This is a genomic window from Rhizobium sp. G187, assembly GCF_051549525.1.
Lineage (GTDB): Bacteria > Pseudomonadota > Alphaproteobacteria > Rhizobiales > Rhizobiaceae > Allorhizobium.
In genome coordinates this window covers 72,157-92,875 of the sequence record NZ_JBPUGM010000009.1, presented here as the reverse complement: position 1 = coordinate 92,875, position 20,719 = coordinate 72,157, and the positions used below count along the sequence as shown (strand labels likewise).

Annotated in this window: 19 protein-coding genes and 3 tRNA genes; 1 reads left to right on the top strand and 21 read right to left on the bottom strand. The window is 59.7% G+C overall.

The genetic code is table 11. The features are described 5' to 3' along the window. Positions 1-6: 6 nt before the first annotated feature. The 17 genes from ACSV9I_RS20635 to ACSV9I_RS20555 all read right to left on the bottom strand — a co-directional run bounded on the left by ACSV9I_RS20635 (position 7) and on the right by ACSV9I_RS20555 (position 15,054). Positions 7-1,518: an NADH-quinone oxidoreductase subunit M gene (locus ACSV9I_RS20635; protein ID WP_054159032.1), complete on the bottom strand. Its 1,512-nt coding sequence runs from the start codon at positions 1,516-1,518 to the stop codon at positions 7-9. Continuing rightward, on the bottom strand, positions 1,518-3,515 hold the full coding sequence (gene nuoL / locus ACSV9I_RS20630) for an NADH-quinone oxidoreductase subunit L (protein ID WP_438330633.1): 1,998 nt from the start codon (positions 3,513-3,515) through the stop codon (positions 1,518-1,520). Before nuoL ends, ACSV9I_RS20635 begins: the two co-directional genes overlap by 1 nt. A 7-nt stretch (positions 3,516-3,522) precedes the next feature. Next, positions 3,523-3,831, bottom strand: coding sequence for an NADH-quinone oxidoreductase subunit NuoK (gene nuoK / locus ACSV9I_RS20625; RefSeq protein WP_438330632.1), 309 nt, complete (start codon positions 3,829-3,831; stop codon positions 3,523-3,525). Between the two features lie 29 nt (positions 3,832-3,860). Next, positions 3,861-4,475: an NADH-quinone oxidoreductase subunit J gene (locus ACSV9I_RS20620; protein WP_438330631.1), complete on the bottom strand. Its 615-nt coding sequence runs from the start codon at positions 4,473-4,475 to the stop codon at positions 3,861-3,863. 147 nt (positions 4,476-4,622) lie between these two features. After that, positions 4,623-5,111: an NADH-quinone oxidoreductase subunit NuoI gene (gene nuoI / locus ACSV9I_RS20615; RefSeq protein WP_054159036.1), complete on the bottom strand. Its 489-nt coding sequence runs from the start codon at positions 5,109-5,111 to the stop codon at positions 4,623-4,625. A 36-nt stretch (positions 5,112-5,147) separates the two neighbouring features. Beyond that, positions 5,148-6,191 (bottom strand): NADH-quinone oxidoreductase subunit NuoH, encoded by a 1,044-nt coding sequence (nuoH, locus tag ACSV9I_RS20610; protein WP_054159037.1) that lies wholly within the window; start codon positions 6,189-6,191, stop codon positions 5,148-5,150. A gap of 12 nt (positions 6,192-6,203) precedes the next feature. Next, entirely contained in the window at positions 6,204-8,285 is a 2,082-nt protein-coding gene (gene nuoG / locus ACSV9I_RS20605) for an NADH-quinone oxidoreductase subunit NuoG (protein WP_438330630.1), read from the bottom strand. 145 nt (positions 8,286-8,430) lie between these two features. After that, a complete protein-coding gene (locus ACSV9I_RS20600) occupies positions 8,431-9,141 on the bottom strand; it encodes a 5' DNA nuclease (protein ID WP_438330629.1) in 711 nt (236 codons plus the stop codon). 13 nt (positions 9,142-9,154) lie between these two features. Beyond that, on the bottom strand, positions 9,155-10,459 hold the full coding sequence (gene nuoF / locus ACSV9I_RS20595) for an NADH-quinone oxidoreductase subunit NuoF (RefSeq protein WP_054159040.1): 1,305 nt from the start codon (positions 10,457-10,459) through the stop codon (positions 9,155-9,157). A gap of 13 nt (positions 10,460-10,472) precedes the next feature. Further along, positions 10,473-11,579 (bottom strand): NADH-quinone oxidoreductase subunit E, encoded by a 1,107-nt coding sequence (locus ACSV9I_RS20590; RefSeq protein ID WP_438330628.1) that lies wholly within the window; start codon positions 11,577-11,579, stop codon positions 10,473-10,475. Between the two features lie 18 nt (positions 11,580-11,597). Beyond that, positions 11,598-11,843: a hypothetical protein gene (locus tag ACSV9I_RS20585; RefSeq protein WP_054159042.1), complete on the bottom strand. Its 246-nt coding sequence runs from the start codon at positions 11,841-11,843 to the stop codon at positions 11,598-11,600. Next, positions 11,843-13,033: an NADH-quinone oxidoreductase subunit D gene (locus ACSV9I_RS20580; RefSeq protein WP_438330627.1), complete on the bottom strand. Its 1,191-nt coding sequence runs from the start codon at positions 13,031-13,033 to the stop codon at positions 11,843-11,845. The genes ACSV9I_RS20585 and ACSV9I_RS20580 overlap by 1 nt, the downstream gene beginning before the upstream one ends. A gap of 17 nt (positions 13,034-13,050) precedes the next feature. Further along, positions 13,051-13,653: an NADH-quinone oxidoreductase subunit C gene (locus tag ACSV9I_RS20575; RefSeq protein WP_438330626.1), complete on the bottom strand. Its 603-nt coding sequence runs from the start codon at positions 13,651-13,653 to the stop codon at positions 13,051-13,053. A gap of 15 nt (positions 13,654-13,668) precedes the next feature. After that, entirely contained in the window at positions 13,669-14,250 is a 582-nt protein-coding gene (locus ACSV9I_RS20570) for a NuoB/complex I 20 kDa subunit family protein (RefSeq protein ID WP_054159045.1), read from the bottom strand. Continuing rightward, complete coding sequence (locus tag ACSV9I_RS20565; protein ID WP_054159112.1) at positions 14,241-14,606, bottom strand: NADH-quinone oxidoreductase subunit A; 366 nt, start codon at positions 14,604-14,606, stop codon at positions 14,241-14,243. The genes ACSV9I_RS20570 and ACSV9I_RS20565 overlap by 10 nt, the downstream gene beginning before the upstream one ends. Before the next feature lie 231 nt (positions 14,607-14,837). Next, positions 14,838-14,914: transfer RNA gene (locus tag ACSV9I_RS20560), tRNA-Asp, on the bottom strand. Positions 14,915-14,977: 63 nt separating this feature from the next. Continuing rightward, a tRNA-Asp gene (locus ACSV9I_RS20555) sits at positions 14,978-15,054 on the bottom strand. Between the two features lie 372 nt (positions 15,055-15,426). Between ACSV9I_RS20555 and ACSV9I_RS20550 the strand changes: the two genes are divergently transcribed. After that, a tRNA-Val gene (locus ACSV9I_RS20550) sits at positions 15,427-15,502 on the top strand. Between the two features lie 151 nt (positions 15,503-15,653). On the opposite strand, the gene ACSV9I_RS20545 is transcribed toward ACSV9I_RS20550, so the two are convergent. From ACSV9I_RS20545 to ACSV9I_RS20530, 4 genes are all read right to left on the bottom strand, one after another. Continuing rightward, the gene (locus tag ACSV9I_RS20545) at positions 15,654-17,555 is read right to left on the bottom strand and encodes a CASTOR/POLLUX-related putative ion channel (protein WP_438330624.1); all 1,902 of its coding nucleotides are present in this window, start codon (positions 17,553-17,555) and stop codon (positions 15,654-15,656) included. A 233-nt stretch (positions 17,556-17,788) separates the two neighbouring features. Beyond that, a complete protein-coding gene (locus tag ACSV9I_RS20540) occupies positions 17,789-18,691 on the bottom strand; it encodes a dihydrodipicolinate synthase family protein (RefSeq protein WP_054159047.1) in 903 nt (300 codons plus the stop codon). 121 nt (positions 18,692-18,812) lie between these two features. Then, complete coding sequence (locus ACSV9I_RS20535) at positions 18,813-19,580, bottom strand: GntR family transcriptional regulator (protein WP_438330623.1); 768 nt, start codon at positions 19,578-19,580, stop codon at positions 18,813-18,815. Between the two features lie 118 nt (positions 19,581-19,698). Next, a complete protein-coding gene (locus tag ACSV9I_RS20530) occupies positions 19,699-20,718 on the bottom strand; it encodes an NAD-dependent epimerase/dehydratase family protein (protein ID WP_438330622.1) in 1,020 nt (339 codons plus the stop codon). Between the last annotated feature and the right edge of the window lies 1 nt (position 20,719).

Sequence of the window (20,719 nt, the reverse complement as noted above, 5' to 3'; positions counted from 1 at the left end):
CTGTCGTCAGTTCGCAATCAGCGCCAGAGACTGGGCTGCCTGCAAGGCTGCGGTGTAGTTGTTCACCAGATGGTCGACGGACGCAGCCGTGGCATCCAGGATCGGAGCCGGGTAGACGCCGAAGAAGATGGTGAGAGCGACCAGCGGGTAGAGCACGAGCTTTTCGCGTGCAGAAAGATCGAGCAAGGCCTTCAGGCTGTCCTTCTCGAGCGCACCGAAGACGACGCGGCGATAGAGCCAAAGGGCATAGGCTGCCGACAGGATCACACCCGTTGCGGCGATGAGCGCGACCCAGGTGTTGACGCGGAACACGCCGATCAGTGTCAGGAACTCGCCAATGAAGCCAGACGTGCCGGGAAGACCGACATTGGCCATGGTGAAGATCATGAACGCGACCGCATATTTCGGCATGTTATTGACCAGACCGCCATAGGCTGCAATCTCGCGGGTATGCAGCCGGTCGTAGATCACACCGACGCAAAGGAACAGCGCGCCGGACACGAAGCCGTGGCTGATCATCTGGAAGATCGCGCCCTGAACACCCTGCTGGTTGGCAGCGAAGATGCCCATGGTCACGTAGCCCATATGAGCAACCGAGGAATAGGCGATCAGCTTCTTGATGTCTTCCTGCATCATCGCAACCAGCGACGTGTAGACGATGGCGATCACGGAGAGCGCAAAGACCATCGGTGCGAAGAGGTCGGAGGCCAGCGGGAACATTGGCAGCGAGAAGCGCAGGAAGCCATAGCCACCGAGCTTCAGCATGATCCCGGCCAGAATGACTGAGCCCGCTGTCGGCGCCTGTACGTGCGCATCCGGGAGCCAGGTATGCACTGGCCACATCGGCATCTTCACCGCAAAGGACGCGAAAAAGGCGAGCCACAGCCATGTCTGCATCGACGCCGGGAAATCATAGTCCAGAAGCTGTACGACATCGGTGGTACCGGCCTGCCAATACATCGCCATAATGGCAAGAAGCATCAGGACGGAGCCGAGCAGCGTATAGAGGAAGAACTTGTAGGACGCGTAGACGCGGTCCTTGCCACCCCAGACGCCGATGATGATGAACATCGGAATGAGGCCCGCCTCGAAGAATACGTAGAAAAGCACGATATCGAGCGACACGAAGACGCCGATCATCAGTGTTTCGAGGACCAGGAAGGCGATCATGTATTCCTTCAGGCGCTTCTCAACCGAGGTCCAGCTCGCGAGAATGCAGAAGGGCATGAGAAGGGTCGTCAGAATGACGAACAGCATGGAAATGCCGTCGACACCGACGTGATAGGAAATTCCGGTGCCGAGCCAGCTGTGCTTCTCAACCATCTGGAAGCCGACATTGGAATTGTCGAAATTGATCCAGATGAAGAGCGAGACGACAAAGGTAAAGACCGTCGTCATCAGCGAGACATTCAGGATGTTGCGGCGGCCAAGAGAGGTGTCACCACGGGTCAGCAGGAGCAGAGCCACGCCGACCAGAGGAAGGAAGGTGACCGTCGAGAGAATGGGCCAATCGGTCATCAGAGGGAGCTCCCGAGCATCATCCAGGTAACGAGGGCCGCAATGCCGATCAGCATCGCGAAGGCATAGTGATAGAGGTAACCCGACTGCAGGCGGACAACCTTCTGTGTTAGACCGCCCACGGCGGCGGCAACGCCATTCGGACCATAGGCGTCGATGACGGCGACGTCCGACTTCTTCCACAGGAAGCGGCCGAGGGCCTTGGACGAACGAACGAAGAGGAAGTCATAGAGCTCGTCGAAGTACCACTTGTTGAGCAGGAACTGGTAGAGCATCCACTGCTGTTCAGCGAGCTTCTTCGGCGCCGACGGGTTCTTAATGTACATGTACCAAGCCGTGACAAAACCGAGGAGCATTGCCACGAAGGGGCTGAGCGCAACCCAGGCCGGAACGTGATGGAACTCTTCGAGCAGCTCGTTCCCTGGCAGGGTGAACAGCGCGCCCTTCCAGAATTCTGCGTAGTGATGGCCGTAGAAATAGCCTTCAAACACAACACCGGCGAAGACTGCCCCAACAGCCAGCATGAAGAGCGGGATCAGCATGACCATCGGGGATTCATGAACGTGATGCATGACATCGGCGGAGGCACGCGGCTTGCCGAAGAAGGTCAGGAACATCAGGCGCCAGGAATAGAAGCTCGTGAACAGAGCAGCGATTACCAGCAGCGTGAAGGCGAAACCTGAAACAGCCGAATGCGAGGCGAATGTCGCTTCGATGATCACGTCCTTTGAGAAGAAGCCGGCAAAGCCGACGGACGTGAACGGAATGCCGACGCCGGTAATGGCGAGCGTGCCGAGCAGCATCATGCGGAAGGTCCACTTGATGTGCGGGCGCAGGCCGCCCATGTAGCGCATGTCCTGTTCACCGTCGACCGCATGGATGACCGAGCCGGCGCAAAGGAACAGGAGCGCCTTGAAGAAGGCGTGTGTGAAGAGGTGGAAGACGGCCGCACCATAAGCACCGACGCCGAGCGCCACGAACATGTAGCCGAGCTGCGAGCAGGTCGAATAGGCGATGACGCGCTTGATGTCGTTCTGCACCAGACCGACGGTTGCCGCAAAGAAGGCGGTGATGGCACCGACAACGGTGACCACCGTGAGCGCATCCGGCGACAGTTCAAAGATGGGGGACATGCGCGCGACGAGGAAGACGCCGGCGGTGACCATGGTCGCCGCATGGATAAGAGCGGAGACCGGGGTCGGGCCTTCCATGGCGTCCGGGAGCCAGGTGTGCAGCAGGAACTGCGCCGACTTGCCCATGGCGCCCATGAACAGCAGCAGGCAGGCGCCGGTCAGCGCGTGGCTGCGGTCCAGCTGCATGCCGAAAAGGTTCAGAACCACTTCAGGTGCCGCAGAAGGATCGGCTGGCAGGTAGGACTGTGCAGATGCGAAAATCGTTTCGAAGTTGATCGAACCGAACATCACGAAGAGGGCGGAAATGCCGAGGATGAAGCCGAAGTCACCAACGCGGTTGACAATGAAGGCCTTCATGGCAGCGGCAGAAGCGGACGGCTTCTTGAACCAGAAACCGATCAGCAGGTAGGACGCAAGACCAACACCTTCCCAGCCGAAGAACATCTGCAGCAGATTGTCCGACGTGACGAGCATGAGCATCGCGAAGGTGAAGAGCGACAGATAGGCAAAGAAGCGCGGCCGATGCGGATCGTGATGCATGTAGCCGATCGAATAGAGATGGACGAGGGTCGAGACCGAATTGACGACGACCAGCATAACTGCCGTCAGCGTATCGATGCGCAGTGCCCATTCGACGTCGATGCCGCCGGATTGGATCCAGCGCAGGACCGGGACCTTGATCATCTCATGGGCTTCATGCGCCATGGCGACCTGGAAGAAGACGATCCAGGACAGGACCGCGACCACGACCATCAGACCGGTTGTGACATATTCCGACGCCTTGGCGCCGATCTGGCGGCCGAACAGGCCAGCAATCAGGAAACCGATCAGCGGGAGAAAGACGATAGCCTTGTAGATCAGCATAGCCGTGTCAGCCCTTCATCACGTTGACGTCTTCGACGGCGATCGAGCCGCGATTACGATAGAAGACCACGAGGATCGCAAGGCCGATAGCCGCTTCCGCCGCTGCCACCGTCAGGATGAACAGCGCAAAGACCTGACCGACGAGGTCGCCGAGGAAGGTCGAGAAGGCGACCATGTTTATGTTCACGGCCAAAAGGATGAGCTCAACCGACATCAGAATGACGATGACGTTCTTGCGGTTCAGGAAGATGCCAAAGACGCCCAGGGTAAAGAGCATGGCACTGACCGTCAGGTAGTGGGAAAGACCGATTTCCATAATATACGTTCCTTGACCTCGTGCTCGGCTCAGACGCCCTGGCCCGGCTTGACCTTGACCACCTTGACGGCAGTTTCCGGCGTGCGGGCGACCTGGGCGGAGATGTCCTGGCGCTTGATATTGGTGCGATGGCGCAGCGTCAGCACGATCGCGCCAATCATGGCGACGAACAGGACGAGGCCCGCGATCTGGAAGAAGAAGACGTAGTCCGTGTAGAGCACGTCACCGAGGGCCTGCGTATTCTGACGCTCGGCAACCGCCGGGATCGGCTGCGTGATGGCGCTCTTCGCTTCAGGGCTGATCGCGCTGCCGCCGATGACGACAATCAGTTCGACCGCCACGATCAAACCGATCAGTGCGCCGATCGGTGCATATTTCGCAGCCCCTGCGCGAAGCTCGGTAAAGTCGATGTCGAGCATCATCACGACGAAGAGGAAGAGAACCGCAACCGCGCCGACATAGACAACGAGAAGGATCATCGCCAGGAATTCAGCACCCGTGAGGAGCAGAAGACCAGCCGCATTGATGAAGGTCAGAATGAGGAACAGGACCGAATGGACCGGGTTCCGAGCCGATATCACCATGAAGGCCGAAGCCACTGCGACAAAGGCGAAGAGATAGAAAAAGAGAGCCTGAAGACCCATGTTGGTGCCTTTTCATCTTCCCCCGGACGAGGGCCCTGCCCCGTCGCCCGATAAGGCATGGCGGTATCCCCACCGACATGCCGTTTACGAATACAGATGCTGCGGCGAGGCATTACGCCTCGCTGAAGCGGAAACGATCCCGAGGGATCAGCGGTAAGGAGCGTCCATCGCAATGTTGCGTGCGATTTCGCGTTCCCAGCGGTCGCCATTGTCCAGCAACCGCGCCTTGTCGAAATAGAGTTCTTCGCGGGTCTCGGTCGCGAACTCGAAGTTCGGACCTTCGACGATCGCGTCAACCGGGCAAGCTTCCTGGCAGAAGCCGCAATAGATGCACTTCACCATGTCGATGTCGTAACGGACCGTGCGGCGGGTGCCGTCGTTGCGGCGCGGACCGGCCTCGATGGTGATGGCTTGGGCAGGACAGATCGCCTCGCAGAGCTTGCAGGCGATGCAGCGCTCTTCGCCGTTCGGATAGCGGCGCAGCGCATGCTCGCCGCGGAAACGCGGCGAAACCGGGCCCTTTTCGAACGGATAGTTGATCGTCGCCTTCTGCTTGAAGAAGTAACGCATCGACAGGAAGAAGGCGCCGACGAACTCCTTCAGGAAGAGTGAATTGATAGCCTGTGCAATCGCCATCTTATTCTCCAAATCACCGAAACTTCCGGGAGGGCATCACGCCCAACCCATCAGCTTCAGCACGAATGCGGTGATGATGACCATGGCGAGCGAGATCGGAAGGAAGACCTTCCAGCCGAGACGCATCAACTGGTCATAACGGTAGCGTGGAACGAATGCCTTCACCATGGCGAACATGAAGAAGACCAGGCCCGCCTTGAGAACGAACCAGATGATACCCGGGACCCAGTTCAGGATCGCGATATCGACCGGTGGCAACCACCCTCCGAGGAAGAGGATCGTGGTCAGCGAGCACATGAGGACGATGGCCGCATATTCGCCAAGCATGAACATCATGTAGGGCGTCGAGCCGTATTCGACCATGAAGCCGGCAACGAGTTCGGATTCGGCTTCCGGAAGGTCGAAGGGCGGACGGTTGGTCTCTGCCAATGCCGAGATGAAGAAGATCACGAACATCGGGAAGAGCGCCAGCCAGTGCCAGTCGAGGAAGGAGGCCGGAAGGCCCATCATCGTGCCGAGGCCATTGTTCTGGGCAACCACGATGTCGGTGAGGTTCAGCGACCCCACACAGAGCAGAACGGTGACGATCACGAAACCCATCGAGACTTCGTAGGACACCATCTGGGCTGCGGAACGCAGCGCACCGAGGAACGGGTACTTCGAGTTCGAAGCCCAGCCGCCCATGATGATGCCGTAGACTTCGAGCGACGAGACGGCAAAGACGAAGAGAATGCCGACATTGATATTGGCGATCACCCAACCTGCATTCAGCGGAATGACGGCCCAGGTCGCAAGCGCCAAAGTCACGGCGACGAGCGGCGCCAGAAGGAAGACGCCCTTGTTGGCGCCAGCCGGGATGACCGGCTCCTTGAAGACAAACTTCAACAGGTCGGCGAAGGACTGGAACAGACCCCAGGGACCGACGACATTCGGGCCGCGGCGCAGCTGGACAGCTGCCCAGATCTTGCGGTCTGCCAACAGGATGTAAGCGATGAACACCAGCAGGCAGACGAGCAGCAGCAGCGACTGCCCGATCATGATGGCCGCAGGCCATACATAGGTGGAAACGAAATTATCCATGGTCCCCTGCCCTTACTCTGCCGCAGCCTTGAAATTGTTGCGGGCCAATGCCGAGCACTCGGCCATGACGGCCGAAGCACGTGCGATCGGGTTCGTCAAATAGAAGTCTTTGACCGGCGACGCAAACAGAGACTTGCCGATCTTACCCGGTTTTTTCGCCAGTGCAGCAATATCGCCAGCCGAACCCGGTGCAATCTCGTCAATCGCTGCGAAATGCGGGTATGCGGCGTATAGCGCAGCGCGAAGCTGCGGCAGCGAATCGAAGGGCAGCTTGCGGCCAAGCACGTCGGAGAGTGCACGCAGGATCGCCCAGTCTTCACGCGCTTCGCCTGGTGCAAAGCCGGCACGGTTGCCGACCTGGACGCGGCCTTCGGTGTTGACCCATGTACCCGACTTTTCGGTGTAGGTCGCACCCGGCAGGATGACATCGGCATGATGTGCGCCGTTGTCACCATGGCTGCCGATATAGACGACGCACTTGGCGGTCTTGGCAGAGAAGTCCAGTTCGTCAGCACCGAGCAGGAAGACGACGTCAAGCGACGACAGCATGTCACCTGCAGCGACTGCGCCCTCGCCCGGCACGAAGCCAAGGTCAAGACCGCCAACGCGGGATGCTGCCGTGTGCAGGACGCAGAAGCCGTTCCACTCTTCGGACACGGCCCCGACATCTGCTGCAAGCTTTGCAACATTGGAAAGAACAGCCTTGCCGTCAGCACCCGTCAACGCGCCCTGGCCGACGATAATCAGCGGGTTCTTGGCTGCCTTCAGCGTCTCGGCAAAGTTGTTCTTGCCAGATACGAGATCCGAAAGCGTATCAGCCCCGGCGCCGAGATAGTCATAGGGGTAACGCAGCTCGCCGCCTTCACCGATTACACCGATCGGCAAACCGCCGCGGCGCCAGCGCTTGCGGATGCGGGCGTTCAGCACGGCCGCCTCATAGCGTGGGTTCGCACCGACGATGAGAATTGCGTCAGCCGATTCAATGCCTTCGATGCCAGCGTTAAACAGGTATGTCGAGCGGCCGAGCGACGGATCAAGTGCCGTCCCATCCTGGCGACAGTCGGTATTCGACGAGCCGAGTGCATTGACGAGTGACTTCAGCGCAAAGATTTCTTCGACGGAAGCGAGGTCACCGGCGACGGCACCTATCTTGTCAGCCGAGGTGGCAGCAACAGCGGACTTGATTGCAGCAAAGGCTTCAGCCCAGGAGGATGCCTGCAGGCGGCCATCCTTCTTCACGTATGGACGGTCGAGACGCTGGGTCTTCAGGCCATCCCAGATGAAGCGGGTCTTGTCGGAGATCCACTCTTCGTTGATCTCCTCGTTGACGCGCGGCATGATGCGCATGACTTCGCGGCCACGCGTGTCGACGCGGATCGCAGAGCCGAGCGCGTCCATCACGTCAATCGATTCGGTCTTGTTGAGTTCCCACGGGCGGGCCGTGAAGGCGAAGGGCTTCGAGGTCAACGCGCCGACCGGGCAGAGGTCAACGACATTGCCCTGGAGTTCAGACGTCATCGCCTGCTCGAGATAGGTGGTGATCTCGGCATCTTCGCCACGACCGATCAGGCCGAGTTCGGCAATACCGGCGACTTCGGTGGTGAAGCGGACGCAGCGCGTGCAGTGGATGCAGCGGTTCATCACGGTCTTGACCAGCGGTCCGATATACTTGTCTTCGACGGCGCGCTTGTTTTCCGTGTAGCGCGAGCTGTCGATACCGAAGGCCATGGCCTGGTCCTGCAGGTCGCATTCGCCGCCCTGGTCGCAGATCGGGCAATCCAGCGGATGGTTGATCAGCAGGAATTCCATCACGCCTTCGCGGGCCTTTTTGACCATCGGCGTGTTGGTGAAGACTTCAGCCAGTTCACCGTTCGGGCCGCCACGGATATCGCGCACGCCCATGGCGCAGGATGCTGCCGGCTTTGGCGGGCCGCCCTTCACCTCGACAAGGCACATGCGGCAATTGCCGGCGACCGACAGCCGTTCGTGGAAACAAAAGCGCGGAACTTCAGCGCCGGCTTCCTCGCACGCCTGCAGCAGCGTGAAATGATCCGGAACCTCGATCTCTTTGCCGTCGACCTTCAGCTTTGCCATATTCGCCTTCCTGCCTCACGCTTCCGCGTATATCCCCGTGGCACTTCCGCCCCGGTTGGCCAATTGTGGTCGAACCCGACCACAATCCGCCCGTTTTATCCCATCAAGTCCGGCTTACCGCATCCCGCGCAGCCAGACCCTAAACTCAACTGCCTGAGCGGACCTTACGTGACTTGGCCGAGCCGATAACCAGCCGACGCGCCTGTCCTGTCCAATCATCCCGCAGGGCCCGGCCATCCAGGCCCAGCTCCGCGTCCAGCGCCGCAAGCGCCTTGTCATCCAAGTCAACCAGATCCTGAAAGCGGGCAATCCCCCTGCCCTTCAGAAGCTGTTCAATCTTTGGCCCGATCCCATCGATCTTCTTCAGATCGTCAGCCTTGCCACCCGTCTTCTTCGACGTCGACACCTTCTTCGGTGCCGATGCCTCGCTCGGCGAGAGATCCGGCACAGATGCCATAGCATCTCCCTGCCGGTCCTTCGGCTTCGCCTTTGCTGGCGCTGCCTTTGGCTTCACCGTGACCGATTTCTCAGCCTTGGGCTCCGTCGCCGACTTCACAGCGGTCGCCGGAACCTGCGTCTCCTTCTCAACCTCTGCCGGGGAACGCCCAACGGCATCAGCGGCCTTCCGCTCTTCCTCAAGCTGGCGTGCCAGCTGGCCAGTCACTTCCATCGCCCCTTGCAGCGAGCCCAGCCAAAACCGGCTCATCTGCGTTGCCATGGAAAGGCCGAAGGCGGTAGCGGCGGCAATCGTTGCCGCCGGGTTGTTCATCAGCGCATCAAGACCTTCGGGCGGCCGAGCGGGTTCAGCCGGTCTATCCGGCCCCTTGTCCCCGCTCTTGTCCGAAGAGCCTGCCATTGCCCCCGATCCCTTACTCTGCCGCTTCCATGACGACGCCGTGGGCGATCGCATTGCGCGTATACTGGTCGATGCGCGCCTCGATCTCCGGACGGAAATTGCGGATAAGGCCCTGGATTGGCCAGGCAGCCGCATCGCCGAGCGCACAGATCGTGTGGCCCTCGATCTGCTTGGTCACCTGGAACAGCATGTCGATTTCACGCTTCTGGGCATTGCCCTTCACCATGCGCTCCATGACACGCATCATCCAGCCCGTGCCTTCACGGCATGGCGTGCACTGGCCGCAGCTCTCATGCTTGAAGAAGGCTGAAATGCGCCAGATCGCCTTGATGATGTCCGTGGACTTGTCCATGACGATCATGCCGCCGGTGCCGAAGGACGACTTCACTTCGCGCAGACCGTCGAAGTCGAGCACGACATCCATCATGTCCTCTGCCTTGACGACCGGGCAGGATGCACCACCCGGGATGACCGCGAGCAGATTGTCCCATCCCCCGCGGATACCGCCGGCATGCTTTTCGATCATTTCGCGGAAGGTGATGCCCATGCTTTCCTCAACCGTGCAGGGACGGTTGACGTGGCCGGAGATCATGAACAGCTTCGTGCCGACATTGTTCGGGCGACCGAAGGACGAGAACCAGCCGGCGCCACGGCGCAGGATGGTCGGCGTCACAGCAATCGATTCGACGTTGTTGACCGTCGTCGGGCAGCCATAGAGACCCATGTTCGCCGGGAATGGCGGCTTCAGGCGCGGCTGGCCCTTCTTGCCCTCCAGGCTTTCGAGCAATGCTGTTTCTTCACCGCAGATATAAGCGCCGGCACCATGGTGGACATAGATGTCGATGTCGTAGCCGAGCTTGTTGTTCTTGCCGAGGAGGCCTGCGTCATAGCACTCGTCGATTGCCGCCTGCAGAGCCTCACGCTCGCGCATGAACTCGCCACGCACATAGATATAGGCTGCATGCGCGCCCATGGCGAAGGACGCGATCACGCAGCCTTCGATCAGCGTGTGCGGATCGTGGCGCAGGATGTCGCGGTCCTTGCAGGTACCGGGTTCGGATTCATCGGCATTGACCACGAGGTAATGCGGACGGCCATCTGATTCCTTCGGCATGAAGGACCACTTCAAGCCCGTCGGGAAGCCGGCGCCGCCGCGGCCGCGCAGACCCGAATTCTTGACCTCGTTGATGATCCAGTCGCGACCCTTTTCGAGGATCTGCTTGGTACCATCCCAGTGGCCGCGCGCCATGGCACCCTTCAGGGACTTGTCCTTGAGGCCATAGATGTTGGTAAAGATGCGATCCTGATCCTTCAACATGTCTCTCTACCCCTTAGCGCGGCTTCTTGCCGAAGACTTTGATGTATTCAGCTTCGCCACCCTTGGCGAGCGCCTTGGCCTGCTTGACCCAGTCGTCCCGCTCAATGCGGCCGGCGAACTTCAGGTAGGTATCCACCCACTCGCGTTCCGCCTTCTTCCACTTGGCGACCTGCTCGAACGTGTAGATTCCAAGACCGTTCAGCGTCGCCTCGATCTTCGGGCCGACGCCCGAGATCATCTTCAGATCGTCCGGCGTCGCGGGACGCTCGATCCCGGCAGGACGGTTCTTTTCGTCAGCAACCGAGGCGGTCTCAACGGGACGAGCCGTATCGGCATTGTCACCTTCAACCTTGGCATTTTCCGCCGCAGCCTTTTTGGCTGTTGCCGGCGTCTTCAGCTTCTTGTCGGTCTCAGGCGCATCCGTCACGGGCTTTGCAGCGTTAGCCGGCGGCACTGAAGGTGCGGCAGCCGGAGCCGCGTCAGCGTGGTCGCTAAAGCGAATCGGCTGGATTTCATCCGTCAGCGCGATCGGGCCACCGACGGGTGCAGAATGGATACGGTCGATCTGCGGACCCGGCTTGATGTCGGAGCCCTTGCCTGCGGCGAAACGGTCGATGATGTGCTCGAGCTGGGTCGGCGTCAGATCTTCATAGGCGTCCTTGAAGATCATGACCATCGGCGCGTTGACGCAGGCGCCCTGACATTCGACCTCTTCCCAAGACAAGGTGCCATCAGCATTGCGCTCGAAGGGCTCGGCATGAATCTTGGACTTGCACACATGGATCAGATCTTCCGCGCCGCGCAGCATGCAGGGGGTGGTGCCACAGACCTGGATATGCGCGCGCGTGCCGATCGGACGCAGCTGGAACTGGGTGTAGAAGGTCGCGACCTCGAGGACACGGATATAGGCCATGTCGAGCATTTCGGCGACGAATTCTATCGCCGCCTTGGTCACCCAGCCATCCTGCTCCTGTGCACGCATCAACAGCGGAATGACCGCCGATTGCTGGCGGCCCGCCGGATACTTGCGAATGGTGGCTTCAGCCCAGGCGGCATTTTCCGCATTGAAGGAAAAGCCTGCCGGCTGGAATTGCTCTTCGGCTAGTCGACGAACGGACATACTTCCTCACGCCTTGTCTCAGTTTATGGAACCACACCGCGTATTCGTCACATTGGCGAATTCGCAGGCATAGGCCGAATTGTCTTTCTGCAGGAACACGAAGAGCTTGGACCCAGTCCAGGTCGAACTCTTGATCTCATATCCCTGCGCGATGAGCTTTTCCATCGTGGATGACGATGTTGTCGACGTCAGAGCGGTCTGATCCTCGGCCACCGCCTGGGTGGCCATGAGACAGATGACAGTGGCGGCGACAAGCTTCAGCATCAGCGGTCAACTTCCCCGAACACGATGTCGAGCGATCCGAGGATCGCCGAAACGTCGGCCAGCTGATGACCGCGGCACAGGAAATCCATCGCCTGCAGATGCGCATAGCCCGGAGCGCGGATCTTGCAGCGATAAGGCTTATTGGTGCCGTCGGAGACCAGATAGACGCCAAACTCGCCCTTCGGCGCTTCAACGGCGGCATAAACCTCACCGGCCGGCACGTGATAGCCTTCCGTGTAGAGCTTGAAGTGGTGGATCAGACCTTCCATCGAGCGCTTCATCTCGCCACGTTTCGGCGGCACGACCTTGCCGTCTAGCGACGAAACCGGTCCGGTCTTGGCATCCCCCAGCAGACGATTGACGCACTGCTTCATGATCCTCACCGACTCGCGCATTTCGAACATGCGGATCAGGTAGCGATCGTAGCAGTCGCCATTCTTGCCGACCATGATGTCGAAGTCCATGTCGGCATAGCACTCGTAGGGCTGCGACTTGCGCAGATCCCAGGCAGCGCCGGACCCGCGAACCATGACGCCGGAGAAGCCCCAAGCCCAGCAGTCTTCGAGGCTGACGACGCCGATATCGACGTTACGCTGCTTGAAAATGCGGTTGCCCGTCAGGAGGTCGTCGATATCGTCGAGCTTTTCCGGGAACTGGTCGCACCACTTGCCGATATCTTCGACCAGCTGATGCGGCAGATCCTGGTGAACGCCGCCAGGACGGACAAAGGCTGCGTGCATGCGCGCGCCGGACGCACGCTCATAGAACACCATCAGCTTTTCGCGTTCTTCAAAGCCCCAGAGCGGCGGCGTCAATGCGCCAACGTCCATGGCTTGAGTCGTGACGTTTAGAAGGTGCGAAAGGATACGGCCGATTTCCGAGTAGAGAACACGGATCAGCTGGCCACGGATCGGAATTTCCAGACCCAGCAGCTTTTCAACGCCCAGCGAATAGGCGTGTTCCTGGTTCATCGGCGCGACATAGTCGAGGCGATCGAAATAAGGCAGCGCCTGAAGATAGGTCTTGGTCTCGATCAGCTTCTCGGTGCCGCGGTGAAGCAGACCGATATGCGGATCAACGCGTTCGACGATTTCGCCGTCAAGCTCCAGGACGAGGCGAAGAACGCCGTGCGCCGCCGGATGCTGCGGGCCGAAGTTGATATTGAAGTTGCGGACGTTGTGTTCTGTCATGGTCCCTGCCCTTCCGCTCACTTTGCCGCTTTTTCATCGCCGGGCAGCACGTATTCCGTGCCTTCCCAAGGCGAAAGAAAGTCGAAGTTGCGGAATTCCTGCTTCAGCTCGACCGGCTCGTAAACGACGCGCTTGGCGCTATCGTCATAACGAACCTCGACGAAGCCCGTCGTGGGGAAGTCCTTGCGCAGCGGATGCCCTTCGAAACCGTAGTCGGTCAGAATGCGGCGCAGATCCGGATGGTCGGTAAACAGGATGCCGTACATGTCCCAAGCCTCGCGCTCGAACCAGTCGGCGCCGGGGAATACCGGGCAGGCTGACGGCACAGGCTTGAATTCACCGGTTGCGACCTTGATGCGGATGCGTAGGTTCTGGCGCGGGGACAGCAGATGATAAACGACATCGAACCGATCTTCGCGCGCCGGATAGTCGACGCCGCAGATATCGATCAGGTTGACGAACCCGCACTGGACATCGTCGCGCAGGAAGGTCAGCAGCGAGATGATGTTTTCCGACTTCGCGGTCAGAGTCAGTTCACCAAAGGCGATCTCGCTGGATGCGATCAGCGCGCCGCGCGTTTCCTGCAGGTAGGATGCCAGCTCGTTCAGGGCTTCACTCATTGTCTCGTCCCTTCCTTACCGCTCGATCGTTCCGGTGCGCCGGATCTTCTTCTGCAGCAGGAGCACGCCATAAAGCAGCGCTTCTGCCGTGGGGGGACAGCCTGGCACATAGATGTCGACCGGCACGACACGATCGCAACCGCGCACGACGGAATAGGAATAGTGATAATAACCGCCGCCATTGGCGCAGGAGCCCATGGAAATGACGTAACGCGGCTCCGGCATCTGGTCATAGACCTTGCGGAGTGCGGGCGCCATTTTGTTGGTCAGCGTGCCGGCAACGATCATCACGTCGGACTGGCGCGGTGAGGCGCGCGGCGCAAAGCCGAAGCGCTCGGCATCGTAACGCGGCATCGACAGCTGCATCATTTCGACGGCGCAGCAAGCCAGACCGAAGGTCATCCACATCAGCGAACCCGTACGGGCCCAGTTGATCAGCTCGTCTGTTGACGTGACAAGGAAGCCCTTGTCCGCCAGCTCGTTGTTGATCTCACCAAAGAACCGGTCGTCGCTGCCGATGGGCTTGCCCGTGTTGGGGTCAATAATGCCCTTGGCCTGCGGTGCCACCAGCGTGGCGTCGGATTGGATCACTCCCATTCGAGCGCCCCCTTCTTCCATTCATAGATAAAGCCAACGGTGAGCACACCGAGGAAGACCATCATCGACCAGAAACCGAACCAGCCAATTTCGCTGAAGGACACTGCCCAGGGGAACAGGAAAGCGACTTCAAGATCGAAGATGATGAAGAGAATCGACACCAGGTAGAAGCGGATATCGAATTTCATGCGCGCATCGTCGAAAGCGTTGAAGCCGCACTCATAGGCCGACAGCTTTTCCGAATCGGGCGCCTGATACGCAACGGCAAAAGGCGCAACAAGGAGCGCTATGCCGATGACGAGGGATATACCGATGAAGATGGCGATCGGAAGGTAGGAACTGAGCAGATCAGTCATCATATCACCCTGCTTGTCTCACATGCCGAATGGCATATAGGGCGGAGCCGACAAGCCGAAAGAGAGTTGCAACGAGCCGTGGTTAGCGCAGCCGGACTGCCAGTGCAAGTCCGGCAGAAGCCTTTTCACCCGATACCGAATGTCACACTACCAGCAGGTAAAAAGCCTGTCTTGTGCAAATGCGAAACACACAAGAAAAATCAAATATTGAGGAGGAGAGACACAATGAAGTGGCGCGAGTGACGGGGCTCGAACCCGCGACCTCCGGCGTGACAGGCCGGCACTCTAACCGACTGAGCTACACCCGCGCATTGTCATGAACAGTTGTCCATGGCGCCGCCGAAGCGGCATGCCTTGATTTTAAATGGGAATGGCGCGAGTGACGGGGCTCGAACCCGCGACCTCCGGCGTGACAGGCCGGCACTCTAACCAACTGAGCTACACCCGCGCATTTCCATTTGAGGGGTCAGGGCGACCCCGCCGAGCGGGCTAACCCGTTCGATGAGCGGGTCTCTAAGGGGTTCGTCCGGAGGTGTCAAGCAGGTTTCAAGACAAAACAGTGACCGACTGAATTTTATCCCCATTGCCCCTTGCCGCCCTCACCGGCGCCATCCCGCAAATGAACCCCAGTCGCGCGCGTCGCGACACCACGCCGCAGATCAGATCTCAGGTTTTGCAGCGTTACTCAGGAGGTTTTCCACATGCGCTACTGACGAGCTCTGCAAAAAAAGAAAAAATCTCAAGAAAAACCCTTGCGGATTTTCCGCGATCCGCATAGATCACGGCCACCGACGCGGCGGACATGATCCGGCTAGCGAGCGGGCGATTAGCTCAGTTGGTAGAGCGCCTCGTTTACACCGAGGATGTCGGCGGTTCGAGTCCGTCATCGCCCACCATATTTTCGCGAAAATTGTTGATGGTTTTGGCATCCGCCGCTTGTAGCGTTGGCCTTCGATCGGCTCTGTGCGCCTCTTAGACGCCAGAATGCAGAACGGGCAGAACCGTTTGGCCCCGCCCGTCCCCTGATTTCTATCGTAGTGCCCGCCCTTAATCGGCCGCCAGCACGATCACCATGTCTTCCGCCGTATAGGTCAGCAGCTCAGAGCGGTTCGGATTGACGGTCACGCCGCCGAGATTGCGCAGGTCCTGGTCAGTGGCACGCTGGCGGCGGTAGCCGATGGCGATTTCGCCACGGCGCAGCGCCGAGAGGGCCACGGTGAAAAAGTTCACCGGCTGGTCAATTGCCACATAGTCGCTCATCGGGCGCATGTAGATTTCCGATCCCTCCTCATCGAGAAGCTCGGCGAAGATCGCTGCCATGAACTCGTTTTCCGAAGCCTGGGCCAGCATCAAACTAACCAGCTTGTTGCTGACGACGAAATCGTCGGCTCGGGTCACTTCTGCCAGTTCGCGGTTTCGGACATCGGTCATTTCACTGACCACGTTGATATGCAGGCCGGCATTTTCGGCAATCTTGCGCAGATGCAGGAGCGTAATCAGCGTCCGCGTGTCAGCCGATTGCATGCTCATGTGGTCGCTGTAACCGAGCACCAGCACATGGTCATAGGAAGGAATGTCGAGCGCCTCCAGCGCCGCCTTGCTGCTCGTGTCGATCACATGGTGCTGGACGGCCATGTGGTCGTTGGGCAGCAACAGGCCGGCCACCTCCGCTTCAAACTCCGGGGTATTGGCAGCAATCGTCAGAAGCGAGCCCGGGGCGACATAGCGGCCGAGTTCCGTTGCAATGACCGGCCCACGGCGGTTCCAGCCCAGGATGAGAGTTCTTTCTGGCTGGACACCGCGCTTGACCGGCAGGCGAACGGCATTTTGCGCGATCTGCGGGGCACCGGACCAGATCTGGATCGACGCATCATCCTCCGCGATGATGACGAGACGCTCGCCGGGGCCGATGACACGATTCGGCGACGGGTTGAGATGGATGCGACCTTCGACATCGCAAACGCCGATCAGCGTGCTCGAGTCGTAGGACATGACAGCCGTGCCGAAAGGTTTGCCCTCCAGCTGCGGCTGGGCCAGCGTGTAGATCTCGCAGCCATCGAAATCGAGAAGTTCGGTGTAGACCGCCGACAGGCCCGACTGGCGGCTGGTGTGGACGACGATTCGGGAAATCAAATCATCCGCGAGCACGAGCTGCATTTCCTTGCCGCCCACGATTCGGGCGACTTCGGTGTTCTGCGCTTCGCGGATTTCGGCCGCGATCATGTAGGGCTCTGGGCGGCGGCTCGGATCGTTGACCAGGGCCAGTACCGACTTGATGACTTGCGAATCGGGATCTTCGTCCTCCGGCGACAGGACGATGATCGATCGTGAGGTGTGCGGGTTCACGATGGCGAGGTCGTAGAGATCGGTCGGATCGCCACTGCGGCAGATGATCTTGGTGTTCTTCAGATCTCCTACCTTGGTGGCAATCTCGTCTTCCATCTCCACCTTGTCCTTGTTCGCCATGATGACGATTCGCGGACGCTTGCGGCTCTGGTTGGCAATCACCAGTTCGGAAATGACGTCAAAGATCGACGAGGACCAGTTCAGGATGATTGTGTGGTCGCTTTCCAGCACGCGGGAACGACCTTTACGCAATTCGTCGAGCTTGTTTTCCAGGCCGGAGCTGATGACACCGATCAAGGCCGAGAAAACGAAGATGCCGGCGAGTGTGACCACAAGCGCCACAAGACGGAACCCCCAGCCCTGGTCGCCGCCCATCGTGCCGGCGTCGAAGGTGCGCATGAGCGATTCCCAGGTGCCTTCGATGAAGCTCACCGGCTCGCCGCCCTCAGGCGCAATGCCTGTCAATGCGAGAAAGGCGCCGGCCAAGCTGATGACCACGAGGGAAATCAGCGCCAGCCAGCCGATCAGCGCGATTGCGCCGCCCGCCATGCTCTTGTCGAACTCATAGCGCAACCGCGCTCGCCAGGTATTGCTTGTCTTCATCGGGATGCTCTCAGATGCTCGCAGGAAACGTAATTGTGATCATTCCATGGCAAGGCTTCCGTTAACACTCAATGCGATTGCAAGCGGCGGAAGGCTTGAACCCTATAAAAGTCGGGGAGCCATGGATCAGAGAGCCGCTCACTGAACGATTCTCCCCTGTTCAGCCGATCCGACAAACGAAAAGGCCCACGACCGGGAGGTCGCGGGCCGAACTTCAGGTTCGTTGGCGCCGATTACTTCGGGCCGATCGGGCGGGTTGCCGCGGCCTTCTCAACCATGGCGGTGACTTCCGCGCGGCGGGCGCCTTCCAGCGGCATGCGCGGCATGCGGACGCGCTCCGAGCCACGGCCCATGATCTGCTCAGCCAGCTTGATCGACTGAACGAGGTCGTGTTCGGCATCGAGATGCAGGAGCGGCATGAACCAGCGATAAATGCGGCGCGCTTCGATCCAGTCACCACGGTCGGCGGCAGCGATCAGTGCGACCGATTCGGCCGGAAATGCACTGGTGAGGCCGGAGACCCAGCCCTTGGCGCCGAGCATCATGCCTTCAAGCGCGACGTCATCGAGGCCGGCGAAGAGGTCGTAACGATCGCCAAAGGCGTTGATCAGGTCGGTGAAGCGACGCGGATCGGGCGCACTTTCCTTGACCGCCTTGATGTTCTTCACGCCGTCGAGCGCTTCGAGCACGTCCGAACCGATGTTGACGCGGTAGGCCGGCGGGTTGTTGTAGAGCATGATTGGCAGACCGGTCGCCTCGGCCACAGTCTTGAAATGGGCAACCAGTTCATGCGGCTTCGGCACATAGACCATGGCCGGCAGAACCATAAGGCCATCGGCACCAATCTCTTCCGCGTCGCGGGCATAAGCGGCGGCGCGGCGGGTGTCGAATTCCGACACGCCCGTAACGACAGGCACGCGGCCATTCACGACTTCGACGGCTGCCTTCAGCACCTTGCGCTTTTCTTCTGGTTCGAGCGAATTGTTCTCACCGCAGGTACCCATGACGATCAGGCCGTTTACCCCGTCATTGACCAGGGCATCGAGCACGCGCTGCGTCGCGTCAAAATCGATCGAGAGATCTTCGTTAAATTGCGTTGTTGCGGCGGGGAATACGCCGTGCCAGCCCGTGGTCATGGAAAGCTCCTCTTGTTGGGTGAGAGGATAATATACAGTTTGTCGACAAGAGCAAGTGAGTGCGGCAGATTAGCCCGTGAGCCGACGTGCAACGCCTCCGAAGCTTGTTCTGATCGCCGCTTCAGGGATCGGGAAACGCGATGGCGTTTTCGATATTGCGTGCGACGTAATCCTGGATCTGGCGGACGATCTGCTCGCCATGCGCAATCGCCAGCCGGTCGGCCTCAGCCACATCGCCAGCCCTGATGGCGGCGATCATTGCCTCATGCTCTTCGACATACCGACGCGGCAGACGGTCGTCGAACGTCGAGTAATAGAGCCGAAGGATGCGCCGTCCCTCGTCGAGGAGGCGGGCAAAAAAGCTGATGTAATAGGGATTGCCGGCGCGTTCGGCGATGGCGACATGGAACTCGCGATTGGCCTCGATCATGGCAAAGGCATCCTGCGCCTCAACGGCATCGGAAAACTCTCTCTGCCGTTCGGCGATCACCTCCATGAAAGCATCTCCCTGCCGGCTTGCAGCGCCGCGCGTGGTCACGCGGTACATCAGACAAAGCGCCTCGAAATAGGTGGGCAGCGTGGAAAAATCGATCGTGGCCACGATGGTGTTGCGATTGGGCAGCGTGGTGACCAGACCATCGGCAGTGAGCCTCAGCAATGCCTCCCTGATCGGCGTGCGGGACATGCCGAAATGATCCGAGAGCCTTGTCTCGTCCAAAGGACTGCCGGGCGCACGTTGCATGGCTAGGATTTCCTGACGGAGCGCCTTGTAGACGGTCTCGGCACCGGAGCCGCGGGCCCGCGGGCCCTCGGTCGTGATGGCCCCTGCCCCCAAAGCGTGATCTGCGCCGCTCGCCTCGCCTGTGCTGTCGTGCCGCTCGTCGGTCATCCGGTCATCCCTCGTCTTTGGAGCGACCGCCAAGGCCGCCAGTCTGCGGCAACACAGCGAAGTCAGACCCGGAATGTCAAGGCGGCAACTGACTTCGTTGCAATTGGGGTTTGGAACCTCAGCTAGGCGTCAACTCCGTACGCGCCTCTAAGTACCACTCGACGAAGGCTTTCACACCATCCTCTAGCCGGATCCCGGGCACAAAGCCCGTCAAAGCCTGCAGCAGATCGGGCGCCGCAAAGGTGCGCGGCACGTCCCCCTTCTGCATCGGCAGCATCTGGCGGATTGCCTTCCGCCCGAGCACCTTTTCCACCATCTCGACGAAGTCCATCAGATTCTCTGGCTGACCGCCGCCAATATTGACGATGCGGAATGGAGCCTCGTGCGACAACGTCTCGACCGTCTCGTCTGCCACGCGGTTATCCTCGCCGGGAATAACCGCGGACAAGCGCAGGATCGCTTCAACAAGGTCGTCCACATAAGTGAAGTCGCGGCTCATCTGGCCTTCGCCGTAGATTTCGATTGGCTGGTCCCTGAGCATCCGGTCGACGAACTTGAACAGCGCCATGTCCGGCCGGCCCCAGGGTCCGTAGACCGTGAAGAAACGGAAGGCTGTTGTCGGCGTCTTGTAGAGATGGGCGTGGCTGTGGGCGATCAGCTCCATCGACTTCTTGGTCGCGGCATAGATCGTCAACGGCGCGTCGGTACGGTCCGTCTCGCGAAAAGGAACGGTCGGGCTCGCGCCATAAATCGATGAAGTCGAGGCGAGCATCAGATGCTTGACCTTGTGGCGCTCGGCCAGATCGATGATGTTCCACGAGCCCGTCACGTTGGAGCTCAGATAAGATTGCGGGTTTTCGAGGCTGTAGCGCACGCCGGCCTGGGCGGCGAGATGGATGATGATGTCAGGCTTGCACTCCGCGATCGCGGTCTCAAGCTGTGGGCGATCTTCCAGCATGGCAATAACCGGCCGGAAGGCGGGATACTGAGATAGTGCCGCATGGCGCATCTGCTTGAGCTTGACGTCGTAATACGGCGTCATACCATCGAAACCGGTGACCTCATGACCCTCGGCGAGAAGCCGCCGAGCCAGGTGAAACCCAATGAAGCCAGCGGTCCCGGTGACGAAGTAACGCATG